Source organism: Mesorhizobium sp. CO1-1-8 (genome assembly GCF_020164875.1).
GTDB lineage: Bacteria > Pseudomonadota > Alphaproteobacteria > Rhizobiales > Rhizobiaceae > Mesorhizobium.
The window spans coordinates 178720-203397 of sequence record NZ_JAIUGZ010000003.1; the positions used below are offsets into that span (position 1 = coordinate 178720).

23 protein-coding genes are annotated in these 24678 nt (G+C 63.7%); 15 read left to right on the forward strand and 8 right to left on the reverse strand.

Annotation, left to right across the window (positions count from 1 at the left end; all coding sequences use genetic code 11):
- Nucleotides 1-22: 22 nt before the first annotated feature.
- Nucleotides 23-472, forward strand: a complete 450-nt coding sequence (locus LB558_RS07280) for a hypothetical protein (RefSeq protein WP_224696911.1) — start codon at nucleotides 23-25, stop codon at nucleotides 470-472.
- 34 nt (nucleotides 473-506) lie between these two features.
- Here the strand turns inward: LB558_RS07280 and LB558_RS07285 are convergent, their stop codons facing one another.
- From LB558_RS07285 to LB558_RS07295, 3 genes are all read right to left on the reverse strand, one after another.
- Nucleotides 507-1187 carry a hypothetical protein gene (locus tag LB558_RS07285; RefSeq protein WP_224696912.1) on the reverse strand — a complete coding sequence of 227 codons (681 nt, stop codon included), beginning with the start codon at nucleotides 1185-1187 and terminating at the stop codon, nucleotides 507-509.
- Complete coding sequence (locus LB558_RS07290; protein ID WP_224697205.1) at nucleotides 1184-1750, reverse strand: hypothetical protein; 567 nt, start codon at nucleotides 1748-1750, stop codon at nucleotides 1184-1186. Before LB558_RS07290 ends, LB558_RS07285 begins: the two co-directional genes overlap by 4 nt.
- Nucleotides 1751-2248: 498 nt before the next feature.
- Nucleotides 2249-2713 (reverse strand): MucR family transcriptional regulator, encoded by a 465-nt coding sequence (locus tag LB558_RS07295; protein WP_224696913.1) that lies wholly within the window; start codon nucleotides 2711-2713, stop codon nucleotides 2249-2251.
- Between the two features lie 600 nt (nucleotides 2714-3313).
- Between LB558_RS07295 and LB558_RS07300 the strand changes: the two genes are divergently transcribed.
- From LB558_RS07300 to LB558_RS07340, 9 genes are all read left to right on the forward strand, one after another.
- Nucleotides 3314-4270, forward strand: coding sequence for a DUF3991 and TOPRIM domain-containing protein (locus LB558_RS07300; RefSeq protein WP_224696914.1), 957 nt, complete (start codon nucleotides 3314-3316; stop codon nucleotides 4268-4270).
- Between the two features lie 141 nt (nucleotides 4271-4411).
- Nucleotides 4412-5014 carry a DUF1419 domain-containing protein gene (locus LB558_RS07305; RefSeq protein ID WP_224696915.1) on the forward strand — a complete coding sequence of 201 codons (603 nt, stop codon included), beginning with the start codon at nucleotides 4412-4414 and terminating at the stop codon, nucleotides 5012-5014.
- Between the two features lie 10 nt (nucleotides 5015-5024).
- Entirely contained in the window at nucleotides 5025-5423 is a 399-nt protein-coding gene (locus LB558_RS07310) for a DUF3085 domain-containing protein (RefSeq protein ID WP_224696916.1), read from the forward strand.
- Nucleotides 5424-5513: 90 nt separating this feature from the next.
- Nucleotides 5514-10619, forward strand: a complete 5106-nt coding sequence (locus LB558_RS07315; protein ID WP_224696917.1) for an N-6 DNA methylase — start codon at nucleotides 5514-5516, stop codon at nucleotides 10617-10619.
- Between the two features lie 619 nt (nucleotides 10620-11238).
- Nucleotides 11239-12924 carry a ParB N-terminal domain-containing protein gene (locus LB558_RS07320; RefSeq protein WP_224696918.1) on the forward strand — a complete coding sequence of 562 codons (1686 nt, stop codon included), beginning with the start codon at nucleotides 11239-11241 and terminating at the stop codon, nucleotides 12922-12924.
- A gap of 82 nt (nucleotides 12925-13006) precedes the next feature.
- A complete protein-coding gene (locus LB558_RS07325) occupies nucleotides 13007-13483 on the forward strand; it encodes a hypothetical protein (RefSeq protein WP_224696919.1) in 477 nt (158 codons plus the stop codon).
- A gap of 316 nt (nucleotides 13484-13799) precedes the next feature.
- Nucleotides 13800-14360: a DUF7007 domain-containing protein gene (locus tag LB558_RS33155; RefSeq protein ID WP_412033441.1), complete on the forward strand. Its 561-nt coding sequence runs from the start codon at nucleotides 13800-13802 to the stop codon at nucleotides 14358-14360.
- Nucleotides 14357-14692, forward strand: a complete 336-nt coding sequence (locus tag LB558_RS07335) for a hypothetical protein (RefSeq protein WP_224696920.1) — start codon at nucleotides 14357-14359, stop codon at nucleotides 14690-14692. Before LB558_RS33155 ends, LB558_RS07335 begins: the two co-directional genes overlap by 4 nt.
- A gap of 464 nt (nucleotides 14693-15156) precedes the next feature.
- Nucleotides 15157-15744, forward strand: a complete 588-nt coding sequence (locus LB558_RS07340) for a hypothetical protein (protein WP_224696921.1) — start codon at nucleotides 15157-15159, stop codon at nucleotides 15742-15744.
- An 81-nt stretch (nucleotides 15745-15825) separates the two neighbouring features.
- Here LB558_RS07340 and LB558_RS07345 read toward each other — a convergent pair whose 3' ends face one another.
- On the reverse strand, nucleotides 15826-16491 hold the full coding sequence (locus LB558_RS07345; RefSeq protein ID WP_224696922.1) for a hypothetical protein: 666 nt from the start codon (nucleotides 16489-16491) through the stop codon (nucleotides 15826-15828).
- A 361-nt stretch (nucleotides 16492-16852) separates the two neighbouring features.
- Between LB558_RS07345 and LB558_RS07350 the strand changes: the two genes are divergently transcribed.
- The 3 genes from LB558_RS07350 (at nucleotide 16853) to LB558_RS07360 (ending at nucleotide 19169) form a co-directional block, all read left to right on the forward strand.
- Nucleotides 16853-17038, forward strand: coding sequence for a hypothetical protein (locus tag LB558_RS07350; RefSeq protein WP_224696923.1), 186 nt, complete (start codon nucleotides 16853-16855; stop codon nucleotides 17036-17038).
- A gap of 239 nt (nucleotides 17039-17277) precedes the next feature.
- Nucleotides 17278-18285, forward strand: coding sequence for an ArdC family protein (locus LB558_RS07355; protein ID WP_224696924.1), 1008 nt, complete (start codon nucleotides 17278-17280; stop codon nucleotides 18283-18285).
- A gap of 572 nt (nucleotides 18286-18857) precedes the next feature.
- The gene (locus LB558_RS07360) at nucleotides 18858-19169 is read left to right on the forward strand and encodes a DUF736 domain-containing protein (protein WP_224696925.1); all 312 of its coding nucleotides are present in this window, start codon (nucleotides 18858-18860) and stop codon (nucleotides 19167-19169) included.
- Here the strand turns inward: LB558_RS07360 and LB558_RS07365 are convergent.
- The 4 genes from LB558_RS07365 to LB558_RS07380 all read right to left on the reverse strand — a co-directional run bounded on the left by LB558_RS07365 (nucleotide 19156) and on the right by LB558_RS07380 (nucleotide 21459).
- Nucleotides 19156-19479, reverse strand: coding sequence for a WGR domain-containing protein (locus LB558_RS07365; protein ID WP_318011620.1), 324 nt, complete (start codon nucleotides 19477-19479; stop codon nucleotides 19156-19158). The genes LB558_RS07360 and LB558_RS07365 overlap by 14 nt on opposite strands.
- Before the next feature lie 310 nt (nucleotides 19480-19789).
- Nucleotides 19790-20362, reverse strand: coding sequence for a helix-turn-helix domain-containing protein (locus LB558_RS07370; protein WP_224696926.1), 573 nt, complete (start codon nucleotides 20360-20362; stop codon nucleotides 19790-19792).
- A 72-nt stretch (nucleotides 20363-20434) separates the two neighbouring features.
- Nucleotides 20435-20767: a hypothetical protein gene (locus tag LB558_RS07375; RefSeq protein WP_224696927.1), complete on the reverse strand. Its 333-nt coding sequence runs from the start codon at nucleotides 20765-20767 to the stop codon at nucleotides 20435-20437.
- Nucleotides 20764-21459 carry a ParA family protein gene (locus LB558_RS07380; RefSeq protein ID WP_224696928.1) on the reverse strand — a complete coding sequence of 232 codons (696 nt, stop codon included), beginning with the start codon at nucleotides 21457-21459 and terminating at the stop codon, nucleotides 20764-20766. The genes LB558_RS07375 and LB558_RS07380 overlap by 4 nt, the downstream gene beginning before the upstream one ends.
- Before the next feature lie 264 nt (nucleotides 21460-21723).
- Here LB558_RS07380 and LB558_RS07385 point away from each other — a divergent pair, with 264 nt between their 5' ends.
- Together LB558_RS07385 and LB558_RS07390 are read left to right on the forward strand one after the other, a co-directional pair.
- Entirely contained in the window at nucleotides 21724-22128 is a 405-nt protein-coding gene (locus tag LB558_RS07385) for a plasmid mobilization protein (RefSeq protein ID WP_224696929.1), read from the forward strand.
- Complete coding sequence (locus tag LB558_RS07390) at nucleotides 22128-24590, forward strand: relaxase/mobilization nuclease domain-containing protein (protein ID WP_224696930.1); 2463 nt, start codon at nucleotides 22128-22130, stop codon at nucleotides 24588-24590. Before LB558_RS07385 ends, LB558_RS07390 begins: the two co-directional genes overlap by 1 nt.
- Nucleotides 24591-24678: the final 88 nt, after the last annotated feature.

The following is a 24678-nucleotide window of genomic DNA, read 5'->3' on the forward strand; positions in this document are numbered from 1 at the left end:
GTCCTATTGTTAAGGGGGCACTGTGATCGCCCAAAACCACCCGCTTTTTAAGATCGGGCAGAGAAAAAAGCCTGCGCCTGGGGGTGGAAATGCGTCTAAGCAAGTTGAGCGTCCTGAATTTCAGGAACTTCCAATCTATCCACCTCGCGTCGGCCGGCAACGTCGTGCTGCTTGGCGAGAACAGGGTCGGCAAGAGCAACCTGCTGTTCGCGAGGTTCGTCGCAACCAGCAATGGTCGATCGTCGAGTTCGAACGAATTCAGATCGGGCGCAATAAAGCGCTTCGAGCGGAAGCTGCGCGTCAGTCTGTGACGCGCAGGGTCCTTCGCGAGACTCTCGCGCGCAAAATCACCGCCGGCCGAACCCGATGTCGATCCATCAAGAACGATGGCCAAGACGGCATAACCGCAGATGCCGATGCCGGCATCGTCTCGATTGTCGGCCGTAAGCGTCCTTACCGCAATGCCATCTGATTTGCAGGCTCATGTCAGAGCGTTGCTAGCGTGCTTATCGCGACCAGCCGGTCGTAAACGATGTCGGCGCGGCCGGGCGACCCGCGAATGTTTCCTCTAGGAAATGGTCGAAGTTTGGATCATCGAGCAGCGCCGCAATCTGTTCGGCGATGTAGGCCCGGATCTCCGGCTCGCCGGTTGCGATTTCCTCGAGGATCTCCTCTCGCCCATCGACTAGAAGGAGAATGTCCTCGGCATCGCGGCTGGCGATGAGATCGCCTTCACCGCGGCCGCGATATGCCTCCAACTTAGTCGCAACAAATAGCGGCGGCGTGAGGCACCGGATCTCAAACCCCTCCTCCAGCTGTTCCAGAACCGCCGTCTCGATTCCTTTTGCGTACCAGCGATTAGTGAACCCGAGGATCGCCTCGTCCCCCGGCATGAAGTCGACCTTGAGCTCGCCGAGCTTCATACGGCAGATGACGGCGTCGTCAGCCGCTTCGGTAAAGCCGCGTGCGCGCAAGCGCTCCACCAGATCGACCCATTCGGCGAATCCAGCGAGATCGACAATCAGGTCGACATCGTCGGTCGCCCTCACCCCTTCCAGAACGATGGGGTCCGTGATGTAGAGCGCCGTCGTGCAGCCGCCTACAAAGACTAGGCTCGCGCGCAGCTCGTCGCCGAGCGCCTCCGCCACGGCCTTCAGCATGGCTTTCAACTGAGACTGGACTGTCATCCCAGCCTCTGTAGGAGCAGGCCGGCGGCGAGCTTGCTCTCGCGCTGATTGCCGATGCGGATCGCGTCGATGAGGGCCAGATAGTCGTAGAGCCCCCTATCTTTTTCGCAGGCTTCTGGCACGCTTTTGAACAGCGGGACGACCGATTGACCCATTTCTTTTGCGCGCGCGTAGGGCCAGACGCAGATGAGATTTCCGGCGCTGTGCAGGGTGCCACGCAGCGCGGGGGCGGCGAACGCCGTCGGCAGCCCACGCTGCATGGCACCTGGTTTCGCCGGAAAAACAAATTTCAGACCGTGGACGATGAACTCGCGCAGATGGCGCCGGCTCGGTTTGGGCCGATCGGACTTCCTGTCCTTGATCGCGAGGCCCGCCGCGATGCTGCGCTTGAGCGAAGCGCTGATCTCGGTCTTGCTGATTCCGAGTGCTGCCTCGAGGCCGCGCACGGAATAGGGATCCTCGCCCGCGCCCAGCCCGGGCGGCGGAGGTTCGTGACCGATATCTTTTGCGTCGTCCTCCAAGCTCGCCAGCTTGAGCAAGACGACCACATCCTGGCTCTTCATCATAGTTCTGTCCTGTGTCCTCGGACAGCGGACACCTAATCATGATCAGATCCGGAGTGTCAAGAATTCACGGCTGGAAAGCTGATCGGTCGGTACCGGCGGCAAGTTGCGTCGCCGGTTTCGACAACATCGGCTCTATACTGCCGTCCGCAATTGCGGTTTCGCGAACCATGTCCTCAGTCCCGGGACAGGGGACAAGCAGGAGTTTGGTGGCGCACGGCAACACCGGTATCATGTTCCGACCCGACACTGCGCCGATTACCAGGGCCATTGGCGACCGTCGCGGCAAGTGACAGCCGGGCTACCTGCCCTTTCTCGTCCCGCATCGCGGGTCGATACCTCCCGCCGACGGCGTTCAAAATTGCCCGATATCACCTCGATATGGGGTCCAGGCATCTCGCGGTAGCCCTATCATTCATCCTCCTGTCAAACCGGCGGCCCAGTCCGACCCCAGCTACCTGCCTTTAGTCGTCGCCAGGCAGCGCCCCGCAGGAAAGGCTAGACGCCCGCTTTCTTGCGAACGCTCTTGTTTCGGCTCTTCATTACCGGCTGTTTTGCCTTTCGGCCCAATCCTATTGCCTTCGCCATTGCCGATCGGGCCGCAGCGTAACTTGGAGCCACCATAGGATAGTCGGCAGGGAGGGACCATTTGGTCCGGTACTCGGCAGGCGTCATACCGTAATGAGTCGCGAGATGACGCTTCAAAGACTTGAACTGGCGTCCATCCTCCAGGCTCACGATGTAGTCCGGCGTCACCGACTTGCGGATTGGCACGGCGGGCTTGAGAGTTTCGGGCTCGCTCTTTACCGACTCTGTTGTCCTGGCTTGCAGGGCCGCATGCACTTGATGGATGAGGTTGGGCAGTTCTGCGACAGGAACGGGGTTGTTCGAGACGTAAGCGGACACGACGTCAACGGCGAGGCCGATCAGCGTGTCGGCCTTCTCCTGGGTATCGTCGTCCATGCAAAACCCTCCTGATGCGATATAAACCGGCGAGAAAGTTACTTACATGACGACGCGGCATGAAAACAGTCCCAAGTGTCGCCGCCCCGGGGAACCTTAGTTCGCCAAGGTGCTCGCGTAGCTGGCGCGGCGCTGATGCTGGCGTCGCCCTGCGGGCCTGGCTGTCGGCAAACCCGAAGCCCCGTGGTCGGGTCTTCGCCCGGGGGCAGCCATCCCTGACGCAAGATGGGCGTCGACATAGAGAAGGGCAAGCCTGCTTGCCCGATCCGGCAACGGGGCGAACACTGGAGCATGATCCGCCGTTGGACAGCGGCTTGATGCGGCCTCGCCGCGGCTCGGGCAGGTCGCGTGGAACATCCAATCTTGGCGGGCTGTCGTCTCCGAGGAACGGCGCGGTACAGAGCGAGACTTACCTGCCGCTTGCGCGCCGCGGCCGGCAAGGGAGGCTTCGCCGCGGCCGGTCGATCTCGAACTGAACATCTGCCAGTTGGCGCCCTTGCCCTTGCCTGCCTTGCTCTTCGCGGCGTCCGGTTCCTGCCCGGATAGATCGGAGCGGTAATCGGACAGAAAAGGAGCGCGCGACGGTGCGCGCAGGCGAATATGGAAAAGACAGATCTGGAGAAACTAAAGGACGAGGTGTCCTGCGCCGCAGTGCTCGAACACGAGGGCTACGCCCTCGATGTCAAGGAAAGCACGCGCAAGGCGATGAAATATCGCCGCGACGCGGCGATCGTCATCGTCACTCATGGAGGCAAGGGGTGGTTCGACCCGCTGTCGGAGGCCAAGGGCGATGCTTTCAAACTGGTCGAGCATCTTAAGAGCTGTTCCTTCGTCGAGGCCATGAACGAGGTGGCGGAGCTGGTCGGCTTCGTTGCCTCCGCACCGGTATGGCAGCGCACGTCCCGCGACCGGGTGTCCCACCGTTCCATTGTCGAACGCTGGCAGGCACGACGCCGGCCCTGGCGCGGATCGGCAGCCTGGCGCTATCTCAGCGGCGTTCGCCATCTTCCCGAGGCCCTACTTTGCGCCGCGATCGCGGCCAACCTGCTGCGCGAGGGGCCGCATGGCAGCATGTGGGCGGCGCACAGCGATGCTGACGGCGCGCTCACTGGCTGGGAAGAGCGGGGGCCGGACTGGCGTGGCTTTGCCACGGGTGGCGCCAAGTTGCTCTTCCGACTCGGCCCACGTGATGCGCCACGGACTTGCGTGACCGAGGCGGCGATCGACGCCATGAGCCTTGCCGCGCTCGAGGGATTTCGCCCCGATACGCTTTATCTCAGCACCGGCGGCGGCTGGTCGCCGGCCACGGCCGCGGCACTTCTGGCAGTGGCGGCAAGGTCGGGCGTACATCTTGTCGCCGCCACCGACAACAATACCCAGGGCGACACCTATGCCGGCCGGCTGTTCGCCCTGGCCGCCGAGTGTGGATGCGACGCCGAGCGGCTGCGTCCCCTGACGGACGACTGGAACGCCGATCTTAAGGCGAAAGACGAAAGGGTTGGAGGGCAGGATGAGAGGGGCCGAGTGCCGCATGCCCGTCGGTCGCGTCAAGGGTGAAGCTTTGCCCGGCTGACGCCGTCCCTTGACCCGCCCGGACGGAGAGGCGGCCACGGGGGAGGGGTCCGAAGGGCTGAAGAAGATGGTGATCCAAAAGGGATGAACCGCGCTCCTGCCCGGACAGGGCCAAGGAGCCTCTCGATGACCCTTCAATCCTCCATCCGCAAGGTTTATTTCGGCGTCGCCGACCGGCGGCAGATGTTTCGCCTGTTCGACCGCCATGCTGAGCGGCCAAACCGCTGGGAGGGCGACGACAGCGCACTCTATGCCGGCGAGTGGTTCGAATTGGGCAAGGCCGAGCACGACTACATGCTCGACCTCCTGCCGCCGCTATGGATGCGCGGCGAGATGTTCGCGCTCGGCGAATTTCTCATCGGCAGCGTCACCAGCGTCTTCTACACGCTGCGGATCGACGGCGGGACGCGCTGTTTCCACGCCTATTGCGACCTCGCCGTGACCGGTTCTCCGCGCGCGGCGCGCGACGCCATCGTCGAACGCGAATCCCGCCCTGCGAAGGCGATGACGCATGAGGAGCGGCTTGAGCACATCTGGAGCGCCACCCATGACCAATATCGCGGCTATGCCGGCGACAGTTTCCTGGCGCGGCATCGCGGCAAGCGCACCATCCAAGTCTTTCGCGCGGGGCGCCCCGAGCTCAAGCTGCTCGATGAGCTGACCGACGCCGAGATCGCGGCCAAGCTGCCGGTGCATCTGAGGCACCTGCCTCTGCCGACAGCGGCATGAGGGGGCGGCGATGTTCACCTTCCCCATCCTTGCCGTGCGAAAGGTCGTCGAATGCGGCATAGCCGATGCCCGCGCCAATTGGGGCTTCCGCAATCCCTATTACGGCGCCCGTCCCGGCAAGGGCGAGAAGCCCGGCCTGTGGCTGGTCGGCGACGAGGGCATCTACATCATGTCCAACGGCAAGCTCGCCGAAGGCGCCCGTGCCCTCATCGCTTATGCGGAGCAATGCCACCCAGTCGGCAATCCAGACTGGTGGGACTACAAGCGCCGCCATTTCGGCGGCGATGACGGCATCGAGTTCATCGAGGCCGAAAGACTGCTCCCGCTCTTCGACCGCCACATGCGGGCAACGCATCTCAATATCGAGCTTACCGAGACCGAGATCGGGCTCTCGCTGATCACCCGCTGACCCCCCCAAACAGGCGGCGCCGCTTGCCCTGCCGACCTCGTCGGCAAGCGGCCGGCGGCGCGCGCCTTTTCCCTCAAGGAGACCACACCCATGTCCAACGACGATCCCTTCACGCTCGACCTGTTCAACGACACCGCGCTGTCCTCCGGGCTCGGCCTCGGCGTCACCGCCTTCGGCAGCGACCTTGGCGCCGGCGACCCGGAGCTTGGCGAAACGCCTGCGTCCGGAGGACCGCGATCGCCAATCAGTTCGCAGGGGGCGCTTCCATCCGGCGGAGGCGGGCCTGCCGTCGCGACCGGCGAGAACTTCCATCTCGGAGGCGTCCGGGAGCTGGCCAACGGCTGGAAGCAGCGGGCTCTCGACAATCTTGCTGCCATCCGAATTACCGCCGCCATCAAGGCTGAGGACCGCCCGGCGACGTCCGAGGAACAGGCCCGGCTCATTCGTTTCACCGGCTTCGGCGCGTCGGATCTCGCCAATGCCGTGTTCCGCCGTCCGGGTGACGACCAGTTCCGCGCCGGCTGGGACGAGATCGGCGCCGCACTCGAAGCGGCAGTTTCGAGCCAGGACTACGCCTCGCTGGCGCGCTGCACCCAGTATGCCCATTTCACCCCCGAGTTCATCATCCGGGCGATCTGGGCCGGGCTGCGGCGTCTCGGCTGGCGTGGGGGCAGGGTGCTGGAACCGGGGATCGGCACCGGCCTGTTCCCCGCGCTGATACCGGCAGAGCTGCGCGACCAAGTACATTTTACCGGCGTCGAGCTCGACCCGGTGACGGCCCGCATTGCTCGGCTGCTGCAGCCGCGGGCGCGTATCGTCAATGCAGATTTCGCCCGCGCCGACCTCAAACCGAGTTTCGATCTCGCTATCGGCAATCCACCATTCTCCGATCGCATAGTCCGCTCGGACCGCGCCTATCGGTCGATGGGCCTGCGACTGCATGACTACTTCATCGCCCGCGCGATCGATCTCCTGAAGCCTGGCGGCCTCGCCGCCTTCGTGACCAGCGCCGGCACTCTTGACAAGGCGGATTGTTCGGCGCGCGAGCACATCGCAAAGTCGGCCAGTCTCGTCGCCGCCATTCGTCTGCCCGAAGGCAGTTTCCGGCAGGATGCCGGCACCGACGTGGTGATCGACATCCTGTTCTTGCGCAAGCGCAAGCCCGGCGAAGCGGAGGGCGACGTCGCCTGGCTCTACCTTGACGAGGTTCGCGCGGCCAATGGCGATGAGACCGCGATCTGTGTCAACCGGTGGTTCGCCAGCCATCCGGCTTTCGTGCTCGGCTCGCATGCCACGACGTCGGGACCGTTCGGCGAGACCTACACCTGCCTCCCGCACCCGGGGGTGGATCTCGTGGACGCGCTGTCGGACGCCATCTCCCTGCTTCCGGAAGCCATATACGACGGCGAGCCGGAGATCATCGATCCCGACGCCGGCGTCGACGAGGAAGCGGAAACGCTTTCCGACGCGCCGGCTATTCGCGAGGGCAGCTATTTCATCGCCAGGAACACCGCGCTGATGCAGATGGTCGACGGCGTGCCCGTAACGATTCCCCTGCGCAAGGGGCGCAGCTCGGACGGCGTGCCCGACAAGCACGCGCGTATCATCCGCAAGCTGATCCCCATCCGCGACGCCGTGCGCGAGGTCCTCAAGGCCCAGGAATTCGGCCGACCCTGGAAGCCGGCGCAGGTCAAGCTGCGCATCGCCTGGTCGAACTTCGTGCGCGCCTTCGGCCCGATCAACACAACCGTCGTTTCCACCAGCGAGGACCCGGAAACCGGCGAGGTACGCGAGGCGCATCGCCGCCCGAACCTGCTGCCTTTCCTCGACGATCCGGATTGCTGGCTGGTCGCGTCGATCGAGGATTACGACCTGGAGACCGACACGGCGCGGCCGGGGCCGATCTTCACCGAGCGGGTCATCGCGCCGCCCGCGGCACCCATCATCAATTCACCGGCCGATGCGCTCGCCGTCGTGCTCAACGAACGCGGCCGTGTCGACGTCGACCACGTCGCCGAATTGCTGCATGTCGATGCAGAAACCGTCATCGCAGATTTGGGTGGTTCCATCTTCCGCGACCCTGAGAGCGGGGCGTGGCAGACCGACGACGCCTATCTTTCCGGCCAGGTCCGCGACAAGCTTGAAGCCGCTGAAGTCGCCGCCGCGCTCGACCCGGCCTTCGAACGCAATGTCCGCGCGCTCGTCACCGTCCAGCCGGCCGATCTCGGCCCATCCGATATCACGGCGCGCCTCGGCGCCCCGTGGATCCCGGCCGCCGACGTGGTTGCTTTCGTGAGGGAGACGATGGGCGCCGATATCCACATCCATCACATGCCGGCGCTCGCCTCATGGACCGTCGAGGCGCGTCAACTGGGCTGGATGGCCGCCGGAACCTCCGAATGGGGCACCGGACGCCGCCATGCCGGCGAGCTCGTCGCCGATGCGCTCAACAGCCGCATTCCCCAGATCTTCGACACCATCAAGGAGGGCGACGGCGAACGGCGGGTCCTCAATGTCGTCGACACCGAGGCGGCCAAGGAGAAACTGGCGAAGATCAGGTCGGCATTCCTGACCTGGATCTGGTCCGATTCCGATCGCACGGACCGGCTGACGCGGATCTACAACGACCGCTTCAACAACATCGCCCCGCGGAAGTTCAACGGGGACCACCTTCGGCTTTCGGGCGCCTCTGGCGCCTTTTCTCTTTATGGGCACCAGAAGCGCGGCATCTGGCGCATTATTTCTGCCGGCGCAACCTATCTCGCCCACGCCGTCGGCGCCGGCAAGACCATGACGCTTGCAGCCGCCATTATGGAGCAAAAGCGCCTCGGCCTGATTGCCAAGGCGATGCTTGTCGTCCCCGGCCATTGCCTCGGACAGGCCGCGCGCGAGTTCCTGGCGCTCTATCCGACCGCCCGAATCCTGGTCGCCGACGACACCAATTTTACGAAGGACAAGCGCCACCGTTTCCTGTCGCGGGCGGCAACCGCGACCTGGGACGCCATCATCATCACCCATTCCGCCTTCCGCTTCATCGGCGTACCCTCGGGCTTCGAGCAGCGGATGATCGAGGACGAGCTCGAGCTCTACGAGGTGCTGCTCACCAAGGTCGAGAGCGGCGACCGCGTGTCACGCAAGCGCCTCGAGCGATTGAAGGAAGGTCTGAAGGAACGGCTGGAGTCGCTCGCCACGCGCAAGGACGACCTGCTCACCATCTCCGAGATCGGCGTTGACCAGATCATCGTCGACGAGGCGCAGGAGTTCAGAAAACTCTCCTTCGCCACCAACATGTCGACGCTGAAAGGTATCGATCCGAACGGCTCGCAGCGCGCCTGGGACCTCTATGTGAAGTCGCGGTTGGTGGAGACGAAGAACCCGGGCCGGGCGCTCGTGCTCGCCTCCGGCACGCCAATCACCAACACGCTGGGCGAGATGTTCTCGGTCCAGCGCTATCTCGGCTATGCCGCACTCGCCGAGCGCGGCCTACACGAGTTCGACGCCTGGGCCTCGACCTTCGGCGACGTCACCACCGAACTCGAGCTGCAGCCCAACGGCAAATACAAGCCGGTCACCCGCTTCGCCACTTTCGTCAACGTGCCCGAGCTTATCGCCATGTTCCGTTCCTTCGCGGATGTGGTGATGCCGGAGGACCTGCGCGCATACGTCAAAGTGCCGGCGCTCTCGACTGGCGCACGCCAGATCAGGACGTCAAAGCCTTCGGCCGCCTTCAAGCGCTACCAGGTCCTCCTTGACCAGCGGATCAAGGCGATCGAACAGCGCGACCGTCCGCCCGAGCCCGGCGACGACATCCTGCTTTCCGTCATCACCGACGGCCGGCATGCGGCGATCGACCTGCGCCTCGTCGATGTCGGCAACGACAATGAGCCAGACAACAAGCTCAACGATCTCGTCGGCAATGCCTTCCGCATCTGGCAGGAGACGGCTGGCAGTGAGTATGTCCGGCCGGACGGCAAGCCGTTCGAGCTCAGGGGCGCCGCGCAGATGATCTTCTCCGATCTCGGCACGGTCAGCGTCGAGAGGACGAGGGGCTTTTCCGCCTACCGCTGGATCCGTGAGGAGCTTGTTCGTCTCGGCGTTCCGGCCTCGCAGATCGCCTTCATGCAGGATTTCAAGAAGTCGGAAGCCAAGCAACGTCTGTTCGGCGACCTGCGGGCCGGCAAGATCCGCTTCCTCATCGGCTCGTCCGATACAATGGGCACCGGCGTCAACGCGCAGCTTCGCTTGAAGGCCCTGCACCATCTCGACGTGCCCTGGCTGCCCTCGCAGATCGAGCAGCGCGAGGGGCGCATCCTTCGGCAGGGCAACCAGCACGAGGTCGTCGACATCTTCGCCTACGCGACCGAAGGCTCGATGGACGCCCAGCTGTGGCAGAACAACGAGCGTAAGGCCCGCTTCATCGCCGCAGCGCTGTCGGGCGACACCTCGGTGCGCAGGCTCGAGGACCTCGGCGATGGGCAGGCCAACCAGTTCGCCATGGCCAAGGCCATCGCCTCGGGCGATCCGCGCCTCATGCAGAAGGCGGGGCTCGAAGCCGATATCGCCCGGCTTGAACGTCTGCGCGCCGCGCACCAGGATGATCAGTTCGCCATTCGCCGGCAGATTAGGGACGCCAAACGCGACATCGAATACGTGACGCGCCGTGTTCGCGAGATCGGGCAGGACCTCACACGTCTGGTTGCGACCGCGGGCCAGGCGTTCCGCATGGCCGTGAGAGAGGAGGCGTTCGCCGAACGCAAGCCGGCCGGGCGCGCGCTGATGAAGGAGATCCTGACCCTGGTACAGCTCCAGCACGCCGGCAAGAGCGTCGTCGCCACAGTCGGTGGATTCGACCTGGAATACTCGGGCGAGCGCTTCGGCCAGGACGGCTATCGTTACGCCACCATGCTGGTGCGCACCGGGGCCGAGACCGAGATCGAATTGCCGGTCACCACCACGCCGCTCGGTGCGATCGCCCGGCTTGAGCATGTGCTTAGCACCTTCGAGGAAGAACGGGAACGCGAGCAGCATCGCCTCTCCGACACCGAACGTCGCCTTGCATCCTACCGTTCGTGCGAGGGCGGCGCGTTTGCGTTTTCGGGCGAGCTGGCTGACAAGCGCAGGAAACTCGGCGAGATCGAGAAGTCTCTGGCGCAGGACGTCGAAGGCGCAAGACCGGACGAAACGCGGGCTGCATGAACCGCCGTCTCAGTCGAGCGGGCCGGTCGTTGTCGCCGATCAGTTGGAATCGGATAAGGCAGTCCGACTGGCGGCCAAGGCGTGTGAGCGCGATCGACCCAGCTGCTGCGCCGCTTCGCCAGGTCAGGAACGCCGCGTTCCAGCGGATGCGCTGTCCCAGTCCAACACGCCTGTCCGCAGCCCGCATTCGTGGTTCTGGGGTCATCGCCATGATCCTCTTTCGCTCCGCTCCTGAAGATACTTCGGCACCGGACGAAGTGCATGCGGCGACGCCTGCCAACCTGCGCGGGAGCTCTCAACGTCCTGCGCCCCGGCGCGCCCGGCAGGCAACCCTAACCAGCCATTTTCTCGGGTGAGGCAAACCCGGAAGAAAAGCAGGAATAAAGGACCGCTCGCGGAGCGAGCGTTCCGCCGACGCTGGCGCTCAATCGCTCCCGTCGCGATCCCGGCCCGTCATCCTGCGCAGGGCTGAAGAGGCCCCGCTCGGCTAGCCGGGCAGGGATGCTCGGACGCAATTGCCCCGGCCCGCCCGCTCCGCGGATCCGGGAGGTGTCTTCAGCAAGAAGACGAAAAAAGGACCGGTGAAAGGCCGTGTCCGCAATCCCAAAGGAGCATCTCTATGGAACTGAAATTTATCGATCCGCGCTCGCTCAAGGACAATCCCGACAAGGCGCGCCGTTCAAAGTCCAGCCCGCAGGCCGACGCCCTGCTCTTGGCCACCATCAAGGCTGTCGGCATCGTGCAGCCGCCTGTCGTCGCCGCCGAGGCCGATGGCGGCAACGGCTTCGTCATCGACGAGGGCCACCGCCGCGTCACGCAGGCGATCGCCGCGGGCCTCGAGGAAATCGCGGTTCTAGTGGTTTCCCGTGCCGAAGATGGCGGTGCCATGCGTTCCCTGGTCACGACGATCGCGCACGAGCAGCTCAATCCCGTCGATCAGTGGCGGGCCATCGAGCGTCTCGTAGCGCTCGGCTGGACGGAGGACGCGATCGGCATCGCGCTCGCCCAGCCGGTGCGCCAGATCAAGAAGCTGAGGCTGCTCGCCAACGTGCTGCCGGCGATGCTCGATCACATGGCCAAGGGCGACATGCCCGACGAGCGCCAGCTTCGAACGATCGCGGCCGCCTCGCTTGACGAACAGAAGGAGGTCTGGAAGGCGCATAAGCCCGCCAAGGGCGACCGCCAGGCCTCGTGGTGGGCCATCGCCAACGGCCTCGCCAAGACCCGCATGTTTGCGCGCGACGCCAGCTTCGGCGACGACCTCGCGCAGGCCTATGGCATCTCCTGGGTCGAGGACCTGTTCGCGCCGGCCGACCAGGACGGCCGCTACACCACCGACGTCGAGGCTTTTCTCGGCGCGCAGCAGGAGTGGATGACGCAGCACCTGCCCAAGAAGGGGGTCATCACCGAGACCAACACTTGGGGCGAGGCGAAGCTGCCGCCGAAGGCGGAGCGGGTCTACGGCACGCCGAAGAAGTCGGATCACACGGCGATGTATCTCGATCGCGACGGAAAGGTGAAATCGGTCCAATTCCGCATGCCGGACGCGAAGAATGCCAGGGGGAAGGCGGCGGAAGACGCCGGCGGGGACGAGGCGGTCGTCGTCTCCAGGCCCCGCCCCGACGTCACGCGCAAGGGCATCGAGATGATCGGTGATCTGCGCACCGATGCGCTGCACGAGGCGCTCTCGCGCGCGCCCGTCGAGGACGACACGCTGCTCGCGCTGCTGGTTCTCGCCTTCGCCGGCCAGAATGTGCGCGTCGATTCCGGAGCCGGCGGGGACTTCCGCCATGGGGGCCGCTTCGGGCGCCATGCCGCAGCGCTGTTCGATGCCGAGGGCAAGTTCGCCTTCGACACCGACACGCTGCGCATCGCCGCGCGCGGCGTACTGATCGACGTGCTCTCGTGCCGGGAGAACATCAGCAAGTCGGGCATCGTGGCGGTCGTTGCCGGCGGCGCGATCGGCGCCGACGGCTTCCTCGCCAATATGGGCACGGAGGACTTCCTCTCCTGCCTGTCGCGACCGGCGCTCGAGGCCTCGTGCGCCGACACGCCGGTGTTGCCGCGGGCGCGGGTGAAGGACACGAGAGCCGCCCTCGTCGAGCACTTCAAGGAGGGCCATTTCGTCCATTCCGCCGCGCTGTTCGCACCAGATGCGATGAGCCTCAGCCAATTGACCAAGAGCGCCGTCGCCGAAGTTGAGGACGATGATCCTGGGGCCGAAGGTACGGCCGGCCAGGACCGCCTCGTCGACGGCGAGACGGCCGATGAGGTCGAGGAGGGCTATCGCGAAGCCGCTGAGTAACGCCTCGCTTGCCTTTTCGATCGCACCGCCGCCGGGTCACCCGGCGGCGGTTTCGTTTCACCTTCCCGAACAGGAGGACATCATGCCCGCACTTACGATGTTCAAGCATGCGCCGATCGGCGCCATCGTCGCCTGGTCCGACGAAAAACCGCGTCCGCCGGAGCGGCATTCCAGAAAGCTCGCCGCCTGGAAGAACAATAACAGCCAGGGCCGGCTCATCCGCAAGCAGGATGGCCGCGACGGCGGCACGCTCGGCGCCAGCGGCACCTTCACCCTGCACGAGGCCGACTTCAGCGCCGGCGGCGTCATCGCCATTCGTGTCCACCGCACGTTCTCGCTCGCCTCCAGCTTGCGCTTTACCATCGTCGAGTGCCCGCCGGTCGGTTCGGTGCGCGTCTTTGACCGTGCTGGCGACCATGCCGAACTCGTCCATCTGGCGCCGCATCGCGCGGCTGCGCAGGACTGGTTGTCTCAGACCGGCTATCCTCATGCGGTGCTGGATGACGTCACAGACGGCGAGGCCGCTGCCGATCCCGTCGAGGGGAGGACCCCGGCATGAGCCAGATGCCTTCCTCCTCGCTCTCGTCGCCTGCGGCCCCCGAACCGTCTGGGGCTTCCTTTGGGCGCAGCGCCGACGGTATGCCGGTCGCCTTGTTCGGCGACCACGCCTACGCCATGGCCCCCTGGGCGCGACGGCCGCCATTTTCTCGTAAGCGGTTGGCGCATCGCCCGGCCGATGGCGGAATGGACGCGCGCGGATTTCTATGGCGATGCCGGCGAGCTGGCCGACGAGGCGGCTTTCCGCGCGAGTGTCGCCGAGCAGGCCGAGCATGCCCGGGAAGAGCTGAGGCTCGGCCGGCGCGAGATCGGTGGCGGTGCCAGCACGCCTTGTCGCCAGGTGCGTCCGTCGATGCGGAGGGGTCACCGCCCATTCGACGGCCGGGCATGGCGGTTTCAAGCTTTCGGCCGAGCGAAACCGCAAGGTCCACCCGATGCTGCGTTCGGCCGGCGGGTGGTATGAAGAGGACGAGTGCTGGGCGATCGTCGCCATCACCTTCCCGAATCTGTTCACGGGTTTTGAGCGCCGTTGCGCCGAGAGCACCATCAAGGATAGCTGGCCCGATGCCTGGGAAGCGATTTTCGGCGGCATCCTCGCCCCCGGCGAATCCCGCGAGAACGACCGCCGTGCCTTCGAAGTGGAGCATGCCGCCGACTGGATCGTGGTCTCGGCGATCACCTCGGATGAGGTGAAGGACTTCGTCGAATGCGTCGCCACCCCGGGCGGCAAACGCGGCGCAGGCACCGAGGAACGGCGCTTCCTCGTGCCTGCCGACGAATATGAGGTCGGCCGCTTCGGCTTCGTCATCGATCCCGACCGTCATGCCGTCTATGCCGGCCCGTCGAGTTTCGCCGGCCGGCAGGGGAGGGTGCGATGACACTCCCGCCCGAGCTGCGCCAGCACCTCTCCCGCATGGAAGAGGTGCTCCGGCAGACACAGCGTCAGCTCGACAGGAACGACCGGCAGATCACGCGGCGCATGTCGGCGCTGATCCCCGGCCTGTTGCAGCGCCGGACGCCTTATCGCCGGGACAGGGCGCCCGACCCCGGCGCCTTTCTCGAGCCCTACCGCGCGCAACTCGCGGCCCTGACCGCGGAGCACCAGCCCGAAATCGACGCCCTGTCACGCAAGCTGGTGCGGCAGGAACAGGCGATCGCCGGATTCCTCGATCGGCACGGCGCCGTCGCCGACATGGGCGAGTGGGTGTAGCGGTGCCGCTGTTCGGTGTGAATGCCTGGCGCTACCGATGATGTCGCGTGCGATAGGCACGCGAGCGACCATCATGGTGATAGTGGTCGCGGCAACGATACGCTCGAAGTTGGAGGGAGGAATTGGGGCAGATGGTCATGGCCGCATGTCCTGGCGTTTCCGTGTCGGAATCGAGGCCGTGCCGGTCCTCCCTCGGGCTTCATGCGGTCCTGAACCGGCGGCCGTGCGCTTCAAGGCCGCGTTGCGCGCCGCGGGCGGCCGGAGCGCACCGCGCTCGGCATGGCAGGGCCCGCGTCCCGCGCGAGGGCTGAAGAAGCCCTGCTTGGCCGCAAACCTGCCATGCTCGCCTCGGTTCGCCCGGACCCTGAAGCGCCCGTCAATCCGCCGGTTCTTTTGGGCCGCGCCCGAGGGAGGGCCGGCCCGGAGCCGGTCCGAGCTTCGGAAACCCGAAGAAAGGACATGCCATGACCAGGAAAACCGCCAATCCCCGCACAAACGCCCGTATCGTTCCGCTCCGCAAGGGTACCACAATCGAAATGGTCCGCCTCGTCTGCCCCGATGCCGCACAGTGCTCCCTCATTGCCGAGAGTTTCGGCCTGCCGGTCCTCGACAGCGACGGCATACGAGACCTGCACGAAAAGCTCCTCGTCGACACCGCCGCGGCGCTCGATGAAGGACTTGGCGAACGCGCCATGCAGATCCACCTGCAGCGCATCGTCGGGGCGTTTGTCGGTTCGGCCTACGGCGCCGGCCAGTTCTACAGCCGCGCGGTGACCGAGGCTCGGGACGCCACGGCCAAGGCCGCCTGCGACGACCGCGACGAAGACGTCGATGGGCCCGTTGGCTTCGACAGCGCCGCACAGCGCAAGCGCGAGTTCGCCGCCGACATGGCCCTCCAGTCGCACGCGCTCCGCATGGCCGCGCAGGGCGCCGTCACCGCCTACGAGCAGATCGTCGGCGAGGCCTGGAAGCCCTTCGAGCGCGCCATCGAGAATCCCGGCCGGACCGTCGACCGCAAGGCGGCCGACCTGCAGATGGCGGCGCTTGGATGAGTCGCCGAGGGCGGGGTTTCGGCTCCGCCCTCCGTTCATCATCATCGCGACCGCAGCCATCAGGCGCAACGATCGTGGTGGCTATCCCATCTTCATGGGGCCGAACATGCCGCTTTCCACCATCGCCATGTAGACCTTCTTCATGGCCAGCGCCGTGTCCTGACTGACGAACAGGGATGACCTGCTTCCATGCGGCGCTCCGAGCAGATAGGGCCGCATCGTCTCCCAGTTCTCTGCCCGTGACGACCACCTCCAGACTGGAAGTTCCTGCTCCAGCATCAAGGGGACAGCGAGCGACTTCGGCACCATCTTCCCCGGCTCCAGGGAAGAGGACCATTCGCAGCGGACCAGTACCGGCTGGGTCCCCGTATTGTAGAAGGGCGCATCGATCAGTTCGGCCGTGATCGAGGCGCGCGGATGATACGGTAACCCGTGCGCGGAATCGATAACCTCCTGTCCGTTCACATAAGGACAGGTGAGAAATCCGTGCGCGAAATAGATCGTGTGGTCGAGACCACGATAGCCGCAGCGATCGCTAGGGTATGTCTCAGGGTTCCGGTCGTCGTGGTTCGATACCAGCGGATGCCAGGTTGGATAGCCTTCGACCACCGGCCCGCATTCGTCGACGATTTCGAGCAACGCCTTCTCGCTCCGCTCTCGCTCGGCGGGCGTGAAGTTCCTCGACACGAGATAACTTCTTGCTCGCTCATATCCGTTCGCCGCCGCCTCGTCCGCCCTGAAAGCCATGCCCAACTCCTAAATCTGGTCCGTTACGCATGATATATAGGTATCGAGCATGAAATGTCAATTTTATGCGTAGAGTGTGGAATTCATGTCAAGCTGCGAGACCGTTCTCGGCACAAGTGCCGGCGATAGTCAACTCGGCCCGGCTCTCGCCAATAGCGACACGGGCTCTCCCGCTGTCCAATCCCCGCTCTCTTGTGATGGCTTTCCTGGTGCGGCGGCGGATCTTCCACGATCAACCCACAAGGGGTCCGCTAGCAAGCTGCGGCCGCTTGGCTGAAGCCCGCGCGGTGATCGCGCCCGCCGCCGCACACTGACGGAGCCATCGAGCGGGAATTGGCCCGCTCCAAAATGGAGCCCTCAGATGTCCAACGATCTTATCCTCGCCCAAAAGGCCGCCTGGAACCTCGCCCGCACCCTCATGGCCCCGGTCATCCTCTTCCAGGTCGACGATGAATTCGGCGTTCTCCCCGCCGACGAACTCGACGGCGCCGATGTCGAAATCCTCTTCGAATACGACCCCTATAGCGGCGGCAGGTCGGTTCATTGAACCGACTTTCCTCCGACGCACCTGGGCGGCGCCTCGGCGCCGCCTCTCTTCTTTCCGGTCCCTCGCGGCCCCGTCCTGCCCGCAGTCCTGGCGGAGCCAGGCCGGCCGCGCAACGGCGTTGCCGTCCTTCGCTGCCGCTACGGCCTACACGGTGCGCCGCCTGCCTTCCTGCTCCGCCCAGGCGGACCTCGTGACGGGGCCGCGATTGGCGCGGCCTCCAGAACCGGAGGTTCAGGAAAATGAGCAGGAAAGAAAAATCACCGCGCGTAGACATCTACGCACGCATCACGGACCGTATCGTTGCCGAGTTGGAGAAGGGTGTCCGCCCCTGGACGCAGCCTTGGCATTCGAACAACGCTGTCGGCCGAGTGACCCGGCCGTTGCGGCACAACGGCCTGCCTTACAGCGGCATGAACGTGCTGCTTTTGTGGTCCGAGGCGATCGCGCGCGGCTTCACCAGCCCCATTTGGATGACTTTCAAGCAGGCGCTCGAACTCGGCGGCGCGGTGCGCAAGGGCGAGACCGGCTCGATGGTCGTCTTCGCGAGCCGCTTCACAAGGACGGAAGCCGACGCCGCCGGCCAGGAAGTCGACCGGGAAATTCCGTTCCTTAAAGCCTACTTTGTGTTCAACATCGCGCAGATCGACGGTCTGCCGGACTATTACTGCGAACATAACGCGGAACCCATGCGCGATCCGGTCCCACGCATCGAGCGTGCCGATCGCTTCTTCGCCAATACCGGTGCGGTGATCCGGCATGGTGGCGACAGCGCCTACTTCTCACCCGCGACCGATCACATCCAGATGCCGCCGCTCCAGACGTTTAGGGACGCGGAGGCCTATGTCGCGACGCTGAGTCACGAAGCGACGCATTGGACGTCGGCGCCGCGTCGCGTCAATCGCGATCTCAGCCGCTACGGTAAAGATCGCAGCGAGCGGGCGCGGGAAGAACTCATCGCCGAGCTCGGAAGCTGTTTCCTGTGCGCCGATCTCGGCATCGCGCCGGAACTCGAGCCGCGGCCGGACCATGCGAGCTATCTCGACTCCTGGCTCAGGGTGCTGGCCGACGACAAGCGGGCGATCTTCTCGGCCGCAGCCCATGCGCAGCGCGCAGTTGCGTTCCTCCACAGTCTTCAACCGGCCGCTTCCGATGAGCGCGAGGCCGCGCCTGATTGTTCCAAACACCGATTGTTGGCGGGGAGAGGCTCTCTTGCCCTCCCCGATCCGTCCGCTTCAACCCCGGCATGATACGGAACGGCAGGCCAGCGCTGTCTCATTCACGAGGCGGGCCGGCGCTGCCTTTCCCGCCTTCGCGGCGAGCTCGTCCCTGATCCATGGCCGAGTCCGTGCGAAGGCCGAGCATCGCCTCGCGGCGGAACATCGGCCGAGTGGCGATTGAGCATACCGGCGGCAGTGCCACGATCGAGCGCGAGGCGATGCCGCGGTTGTCGAAATCCTTGCTGACCAGCTTCCTTCCCTTCCGAACGCGGCTGGCCAGCCCCTCGGCGGCTCGATGAGGCATGTCTGACCGGAAACGGCTTCGCCTCGATCGTTCTCCTGCAACGGCCATCCGCAACTTTCTTCCCCTGCCGGACCCCACCCCACCCGACTTATCGCGTGGGGACCCCGGGGCGCCGTCATTCCTCGCGAGCCAAGAAAGCCGCTTCCGGCCGCCCTCCATTTCATTTCGGCCCTGAAGAACCACCCCATTGCGCAGGCGCAACGGGGACCCCGGCGGGTGCGGTCCGATCGTCTCCGGTTCGTCGACTGCCATCGAGGCCGCGATGGGCGCGGCCCGACACAAGGAAAGGAGCATCAACATGGCCACCATCGGCACCTTCACCACCACCGCCAACGGCTTCAGCGGCACGATCAAGACCCTCAACCTCAACGTCAAGGCTCGCATCGAGCGGGTCGAGACGCCGTCCGACAAGGGTCCCCAGTTCCGCATCTTCTCCGGCGCGGTCGAACTCGGCGCCGCCTGGCAGAAGACGGCCAAGGACACCGAACGCGACTACCTCTCGGTGAAGCTGGACGATCCATCGTTTCCCAACCCGATTTACGCAACGCTGGTCGAAGTAGATGGGCAGGAAGGGCTTCAGCTCATCTGGTCGCGCTCTAACCGGGATTGATTACTCGAAGCGGTCTCGTCCCACCGGGACGGGGCCGCTTTTGCGTGTCGAGTGGACGCCTCGGCCCGTAGCCGCGCAGGCGCTTGGCGCGCAGCAACTCGAGAAAGAGGCCTACTGCCTCATGATCGTTATCGAAGGAGTGTTGGACCGTGCGGCCCCGAGTGCCGATGCGTCCCCAACGGCGGATGAGACAAGTTTGGCCGAACAGCGTCTCCTCGATCGAAAGTGCGTAGAATCGAGACATGTTCCGTCCCGGGTCAAGCCGTTCGATATAGAGCTGGTAGTGCAATGCGTTCATGGCGAACAGCATTGCGCGGCACGGCAATGGCGTCCAATGAAAGGTATGAATCGGTTCGGCCGGACCGATTCATCGATGTGATGGATTGTTGGATTGCTGGTGTAGTTCGACCGCCTGAGGCCGCGCTCCAGGTGCCCGGTTCATGTTCATAATCTTCAATTTCACCGCCGGATGTGACGCAGAACCGTCGCAATCGTCCATGGAGGGCGTTTGTCGCCCACGACGACCCAGCATTCCAGACCACGGTTGACCTTCCGATCGTCGACTGTGACTGCATTGTGCGTGCGATCGCTTGGACCGGTACACCAATTGTCCCGTGAGTTCACCGCCCTGGGGCAGCAGCGGCCTGTCTGTCGTCTCCTACCAAACCTTCGATCATGCTCAGCAGGCTTGAGGCGGTGGACGGCGGCATATTTAAGATCAGCAACATCAACTTCAGCTTGTCATCAGCCTCCCTGCGGCTTTCGCCAAAAAGGTGCGGGGCGGCCGCATGGATCATTTCAATAGGGGAACAATCGAGGATTTCGCAAAGGTGAATGAGCCGCGTCGCCTGCAGTTTCGAAAACGCTCGCTCATACCTTGCGAAGATCGTCTCGTGCAGGCCGACCATCATGCCGACCTGCGCGCGATTGAGCCGCTTTGCGTCACGATGCTCGCGAATAAACTGGCTGAATATCTGCTCCATCTCTCCAAAGCTGCGAATCCCTTCGAAACCCGGCCTACGATAAATCGGCTTCTCTGACTCTTCTTCGCTGGTTTCGACGAGGCCGTGGTCGTCGATATATTTCTGAATGTCCTTGATCGCCATGACGACGGCTTTGGCCTGCTCCTCGTTGCTCCAGAAAGCGCATCGCTGTGACGGCGCGCTTTGCGCCAATTGGTCAATACGTCCCAAAATCAGGACCGATTTGACATCAGCCTAGCAGATATTGTTGATCCAACCAACTCGAAGCTAGGAATCCGAAGGTCAAGCATCAATGTCGTCGAGATATTTCACGATGGCCATTTCCATGATCGACTGCATCGACGTCTCTGCGTTGAAAGATGCCAGCTTGAGGCGACGTTTGGTCCGTCGGTCAAGGCTCACATTCACGAAGAAGCTCTCTCCCTTCAGCCGCTCCCGCTTTGCCCGCCTTAGTGCCTTTCTTGCCTCCTGAGCGATGGCTTTGGTCTCCAGGGCGGGCTCTCCGGGCAGCCGCATTCCTGTATCAGCTGCGGACGTACCGATGACCGCGGCGGAGGCCTTCTTCTTTGCTGCAGTCACGAACTCATCGAGCGATAGTTGCTGTTTCGCAGTCATCGGACGGCTCCCCGTTCTTTCTCAGCGGCCAGCAGCTCATCGATCTCTCCTACAAGGTGTTGGGTCTCCCGGCGCGCCTTTACGATCGGCTCCGTCAGATCCTGCATCTGCAGCGTGCCAATGCCATTTTGGATATCTTTGTAGACATTGCGTTCTATAACTTCGGTCCGAAACAGATAGGTTCCCACCGCATCTTCGATGATCGGACGGATTTTCCGATAAAGTTCCGTATGCCGGACAGTGAGCGAGATTCGCGTCCGCAGCACGCCGTGGCGGCAGCCGCGGCCGAGCGCATCGTTCACCCGCAGGACGGACTCGAAGCAGTCGATGGCCCCGAGCACTTCGCGCTTCGATGCCTGGATTGGGGAAATCACCAAATCCGACCAACCGATCACCGGATCGACGATCGCAGTGTCCTCGCCTGGCGTATCGATCAGGATGTAGTCAAATTCTGCCCGAGCCAGGTACGCACTGACTGACCTGGCTGTCTTATGCCCGACGACTTCAATTCCCTCGGCATGGGCATCCTTTTCCCGGCAGTCGCTCCACCACTTAGCCAAGTTTGAGCGTGCGTCCATGTCGATCATCGCCACGGTCCGACCCCGAAGAGCATATTCGCCAGCGATATTGATCAAAGCCGTGGTCTTGCCTGCGCCGCCCTTCGCGTTGATGGCGGAGATCACGATCGGCATCCTTCAACTCCTTCAAATATGTGTTTCTACTCACACACGACCCATGAAATGCGCGATCGAGCATTCGTAGGGCTCCAGATATCTACAAACATAGAAAAAGGTAGTCACATTAACAATGAAAAAATCAAGATGATGGCGATAGTGGGATATAAAGATGTCAAATTGGCTTGGCAGGATACGGAAAAATGTGATACATTTTCCTGACGATCGAGGGACACGCCCTCGATCAACGGCGTATTGCCGCAAAGACAGGAAAGATCGCCGATGAAAGCGCCGAACGCATCGCGTCCAAGACGGGCCGCCAGGCGGGAAAAGATAGCCCACATCCGCTTTGCGGAGCATGAAATTTCGGCCGTAGAGATTGCAGCGGAACAAGCGGGTCTTTCTGTTTCGGCCTTTGTCCGATCGCTCTCGCTCGAAGGCGCCGGTGTCCGGCCGTTCATGAACAGGGAAGATCGAGCGATCCTCGAGATGCTCATCCGGGATATGCGCGCCGTTGGCGGCAACCTCAATCAGATTGCCCGCGCCCTCAACGGTAATCAACCTGTAGCGGAGTCGGATCTCAGAGGGGCGATCGACGATGCCCGCGCGATCGCGACCACAGTCGCGGCCGAAGTGGCTGCGATGACGAAGCGCGCCGGCGCCGCCCGGCGCGGCCAAGCGATCTGATGGAGTTCTTTCTCGGCGCCTTCGAGCGCGATTGGGAGCGCCGGCGCGCGGCTCTTCTCCACGAATTGCACATGGGCGAGCACGAAGAACTCGACTGGGACCGGCTGCGAAGAGGAGGTGTTGCCCACCTACCAGCGGCCGGTGGAGGTTGGAGCGGCAGCGCGCGACGGCAGAGCCACGCCGTTGCATTACGTGGAATTGGGGGCGGGCGGCCCATGCGTGCGCGGTTTGCGGCGCTCGCCCGGGGGAGCCAGCCGGCGGTGGTCAAGCTTGCCTCCTATGGAGGCGGCATCCGAGCAGCCGCCATGATGAGTTACGCTTCGCGTTCGGCTGAATTGCCGGTGGAAAATGAAAGAGGCGAGCGCATAGTCGGCAAGTCGGCTCTGACTGAATTGCGCGCGGAATGGCAACACCTCTTCGACAACCGAGCAGCCAGCCGCGACGTCGGTTTGTTTGAGGTCACGATTCCCGTGTCGTTAATCGCGAGCGTAGACGGCCGCTACGAATTTGCTCGAGAGATCCTGAGGGCTGGATTTGGTGAGCGGCGCTTTGTCCACGCTGTCCAGGAGAAGGACGCCGGCGAGTTAGAGATTCGGGGCATCGTCGTACTGCGCGATCCAAACGGCGAGCGCCTGACCGCTGACGCCAAGGCGACGGCGATCGTCCAGGAAAGGATCGACAATTTCGATTTCGGTCGCGAAGCGGAAGTCCGTTTCCGGTTCAGCGGCTACGGCAACGGCGTGGAATTCGCGACGGCGCGGGTACGAGAGCTGGTCGAGCGCGTACAGCAGGGTGGCGTTCGTGACGAGACGGCCCGCATCATCGGAGACTTCGAAGAAGCCCGTGATCTGGTTCAAAAAGAGTGGCGGCGGGAACTGCACAGCCGCAAGGGTAGGGACGTCATGCATCTTGTCGTCTCGGCACGCTCCGGCACGGATGCAACGGCATTCCAGGCTGCAGTGCGCGATTTCCTGGGAGAGCAGTTCGGCGGACATCGCTATGTGTTCGCACTGCATGATCCGGCCGATGATCCGAAGGAAATTGGGCAGGGCGGACGGCGGCCGCATGTCCATGCCCATGCCATCGTCACCATGCGATCCGAGACAGGCGACCGGGTCGTGACCAGCCCGCAAGTCTTTCGGCAATGGCGCGCGTTGATAGCTGAGAAGGCGAGGGAGCATGGCATAGACATGGAGATGACGGACCGCCGCGAATTTGGCAATCCGCCGGCATATGCGCGATACCAGGTGCGACCGGTGAGTTATGCTGGCCGCACCGAACATAAAGGCACGAGCAGGGCTGCACAGGTTCGCTACGACGGCAAGCGCGCCAACCGGCACGCTGCGCCCCGATCAGAGCGCAGCGTCGGATATGCCCTCGCGGCAGTCCAGGTCTGGGGCGAAATCAAGCATGCCGATCCGAACGAAGCCGTCTCGGACTTCGCGAGGGCGCAGATAGATGGTCTTCAAGCGGCATTTAGAGAAAGTCAAATAGACATCGGGAAATTTGACATGTCGCTCAATGCTAAAAATCTGAGAGTCAATATGATAGAGTTGGAGAAATTAGTTGGAGCTGGAGGCCCTCCCATGCGCGCGATGACGCGAACGGAATTCGAGACCTATGAACAGCGCGTCGAAGCAGTGCTCGCAACGTTCGGAGCCGCGATCGCGCTGGTCGAGAAAAAGGATTTCGACAAGATCGCCGCGACTGCGCGCGAGGTTGTGGAGATACGTCGCGAGTATCTCGAATTGACGGAACGTGAGCCCGATGCCGGCACCGGCACGCGGCAACAGGAGTCTGCCGTGCGCAATGATGAATGGGACCGGGCCGTCGCCAGGCATGGTCCCGAGATCGTCGAGCGCGGCAATGACGTGATGCTTGAGGTGGAGATCGCGCGGGAAGCCCGTGATCGCGCGATCGCGGACGGTCGTGATCCATTAATCGCCAGAGGCGATATCGAGCGTGAATTGCAACGCGCAGCGAGGCTTGCCATTGCCGGAAACAGCTGGTTGCGAGAAATTGCCGAAACCGATCAGGATCTCCAAAAAGCGATCGACGTGCTAGAGCGACCCGACACGAAGGCCGAGAGAGACCAAATTGTTGCGAGCGGGCCGGGTGTAGAAGACGAGTGGGTTCCCAGCACGGACGCGGACAAGCCGCTCTCGCCCGGCCTCGTCGACGGCACATCGACAGCAGTCAGCACGGAGTCCGAGCCCCTTCGCTTTAACGCTCCTGCAGAGCAGATGTCGCAGGTCGATGATCAGCTTGAAGTGAATCCTGACATCGCGCGAGACGCGAGGCGACAGACGCGCGACCGAGAACGTACTCACGAAATGCCTGACACACGACGTCCGGCGGATGGCCGTTCTGATCCGCCGCAGCAGCAGGTGCCGCGCTTGCGGGAACTGGAGCGTGAAGTCGCGGAGCGTCACGATCGCGAGCGCGATGAAAAGGAGCGTTAGGTCAGGGGCGCCAAAGAGCTGCGGAGCCTCGATCGCGTCCTGGGGAGAGGGCAGCGTCCCTTGCCCCTCTATGTCCGGGACCAGTGAC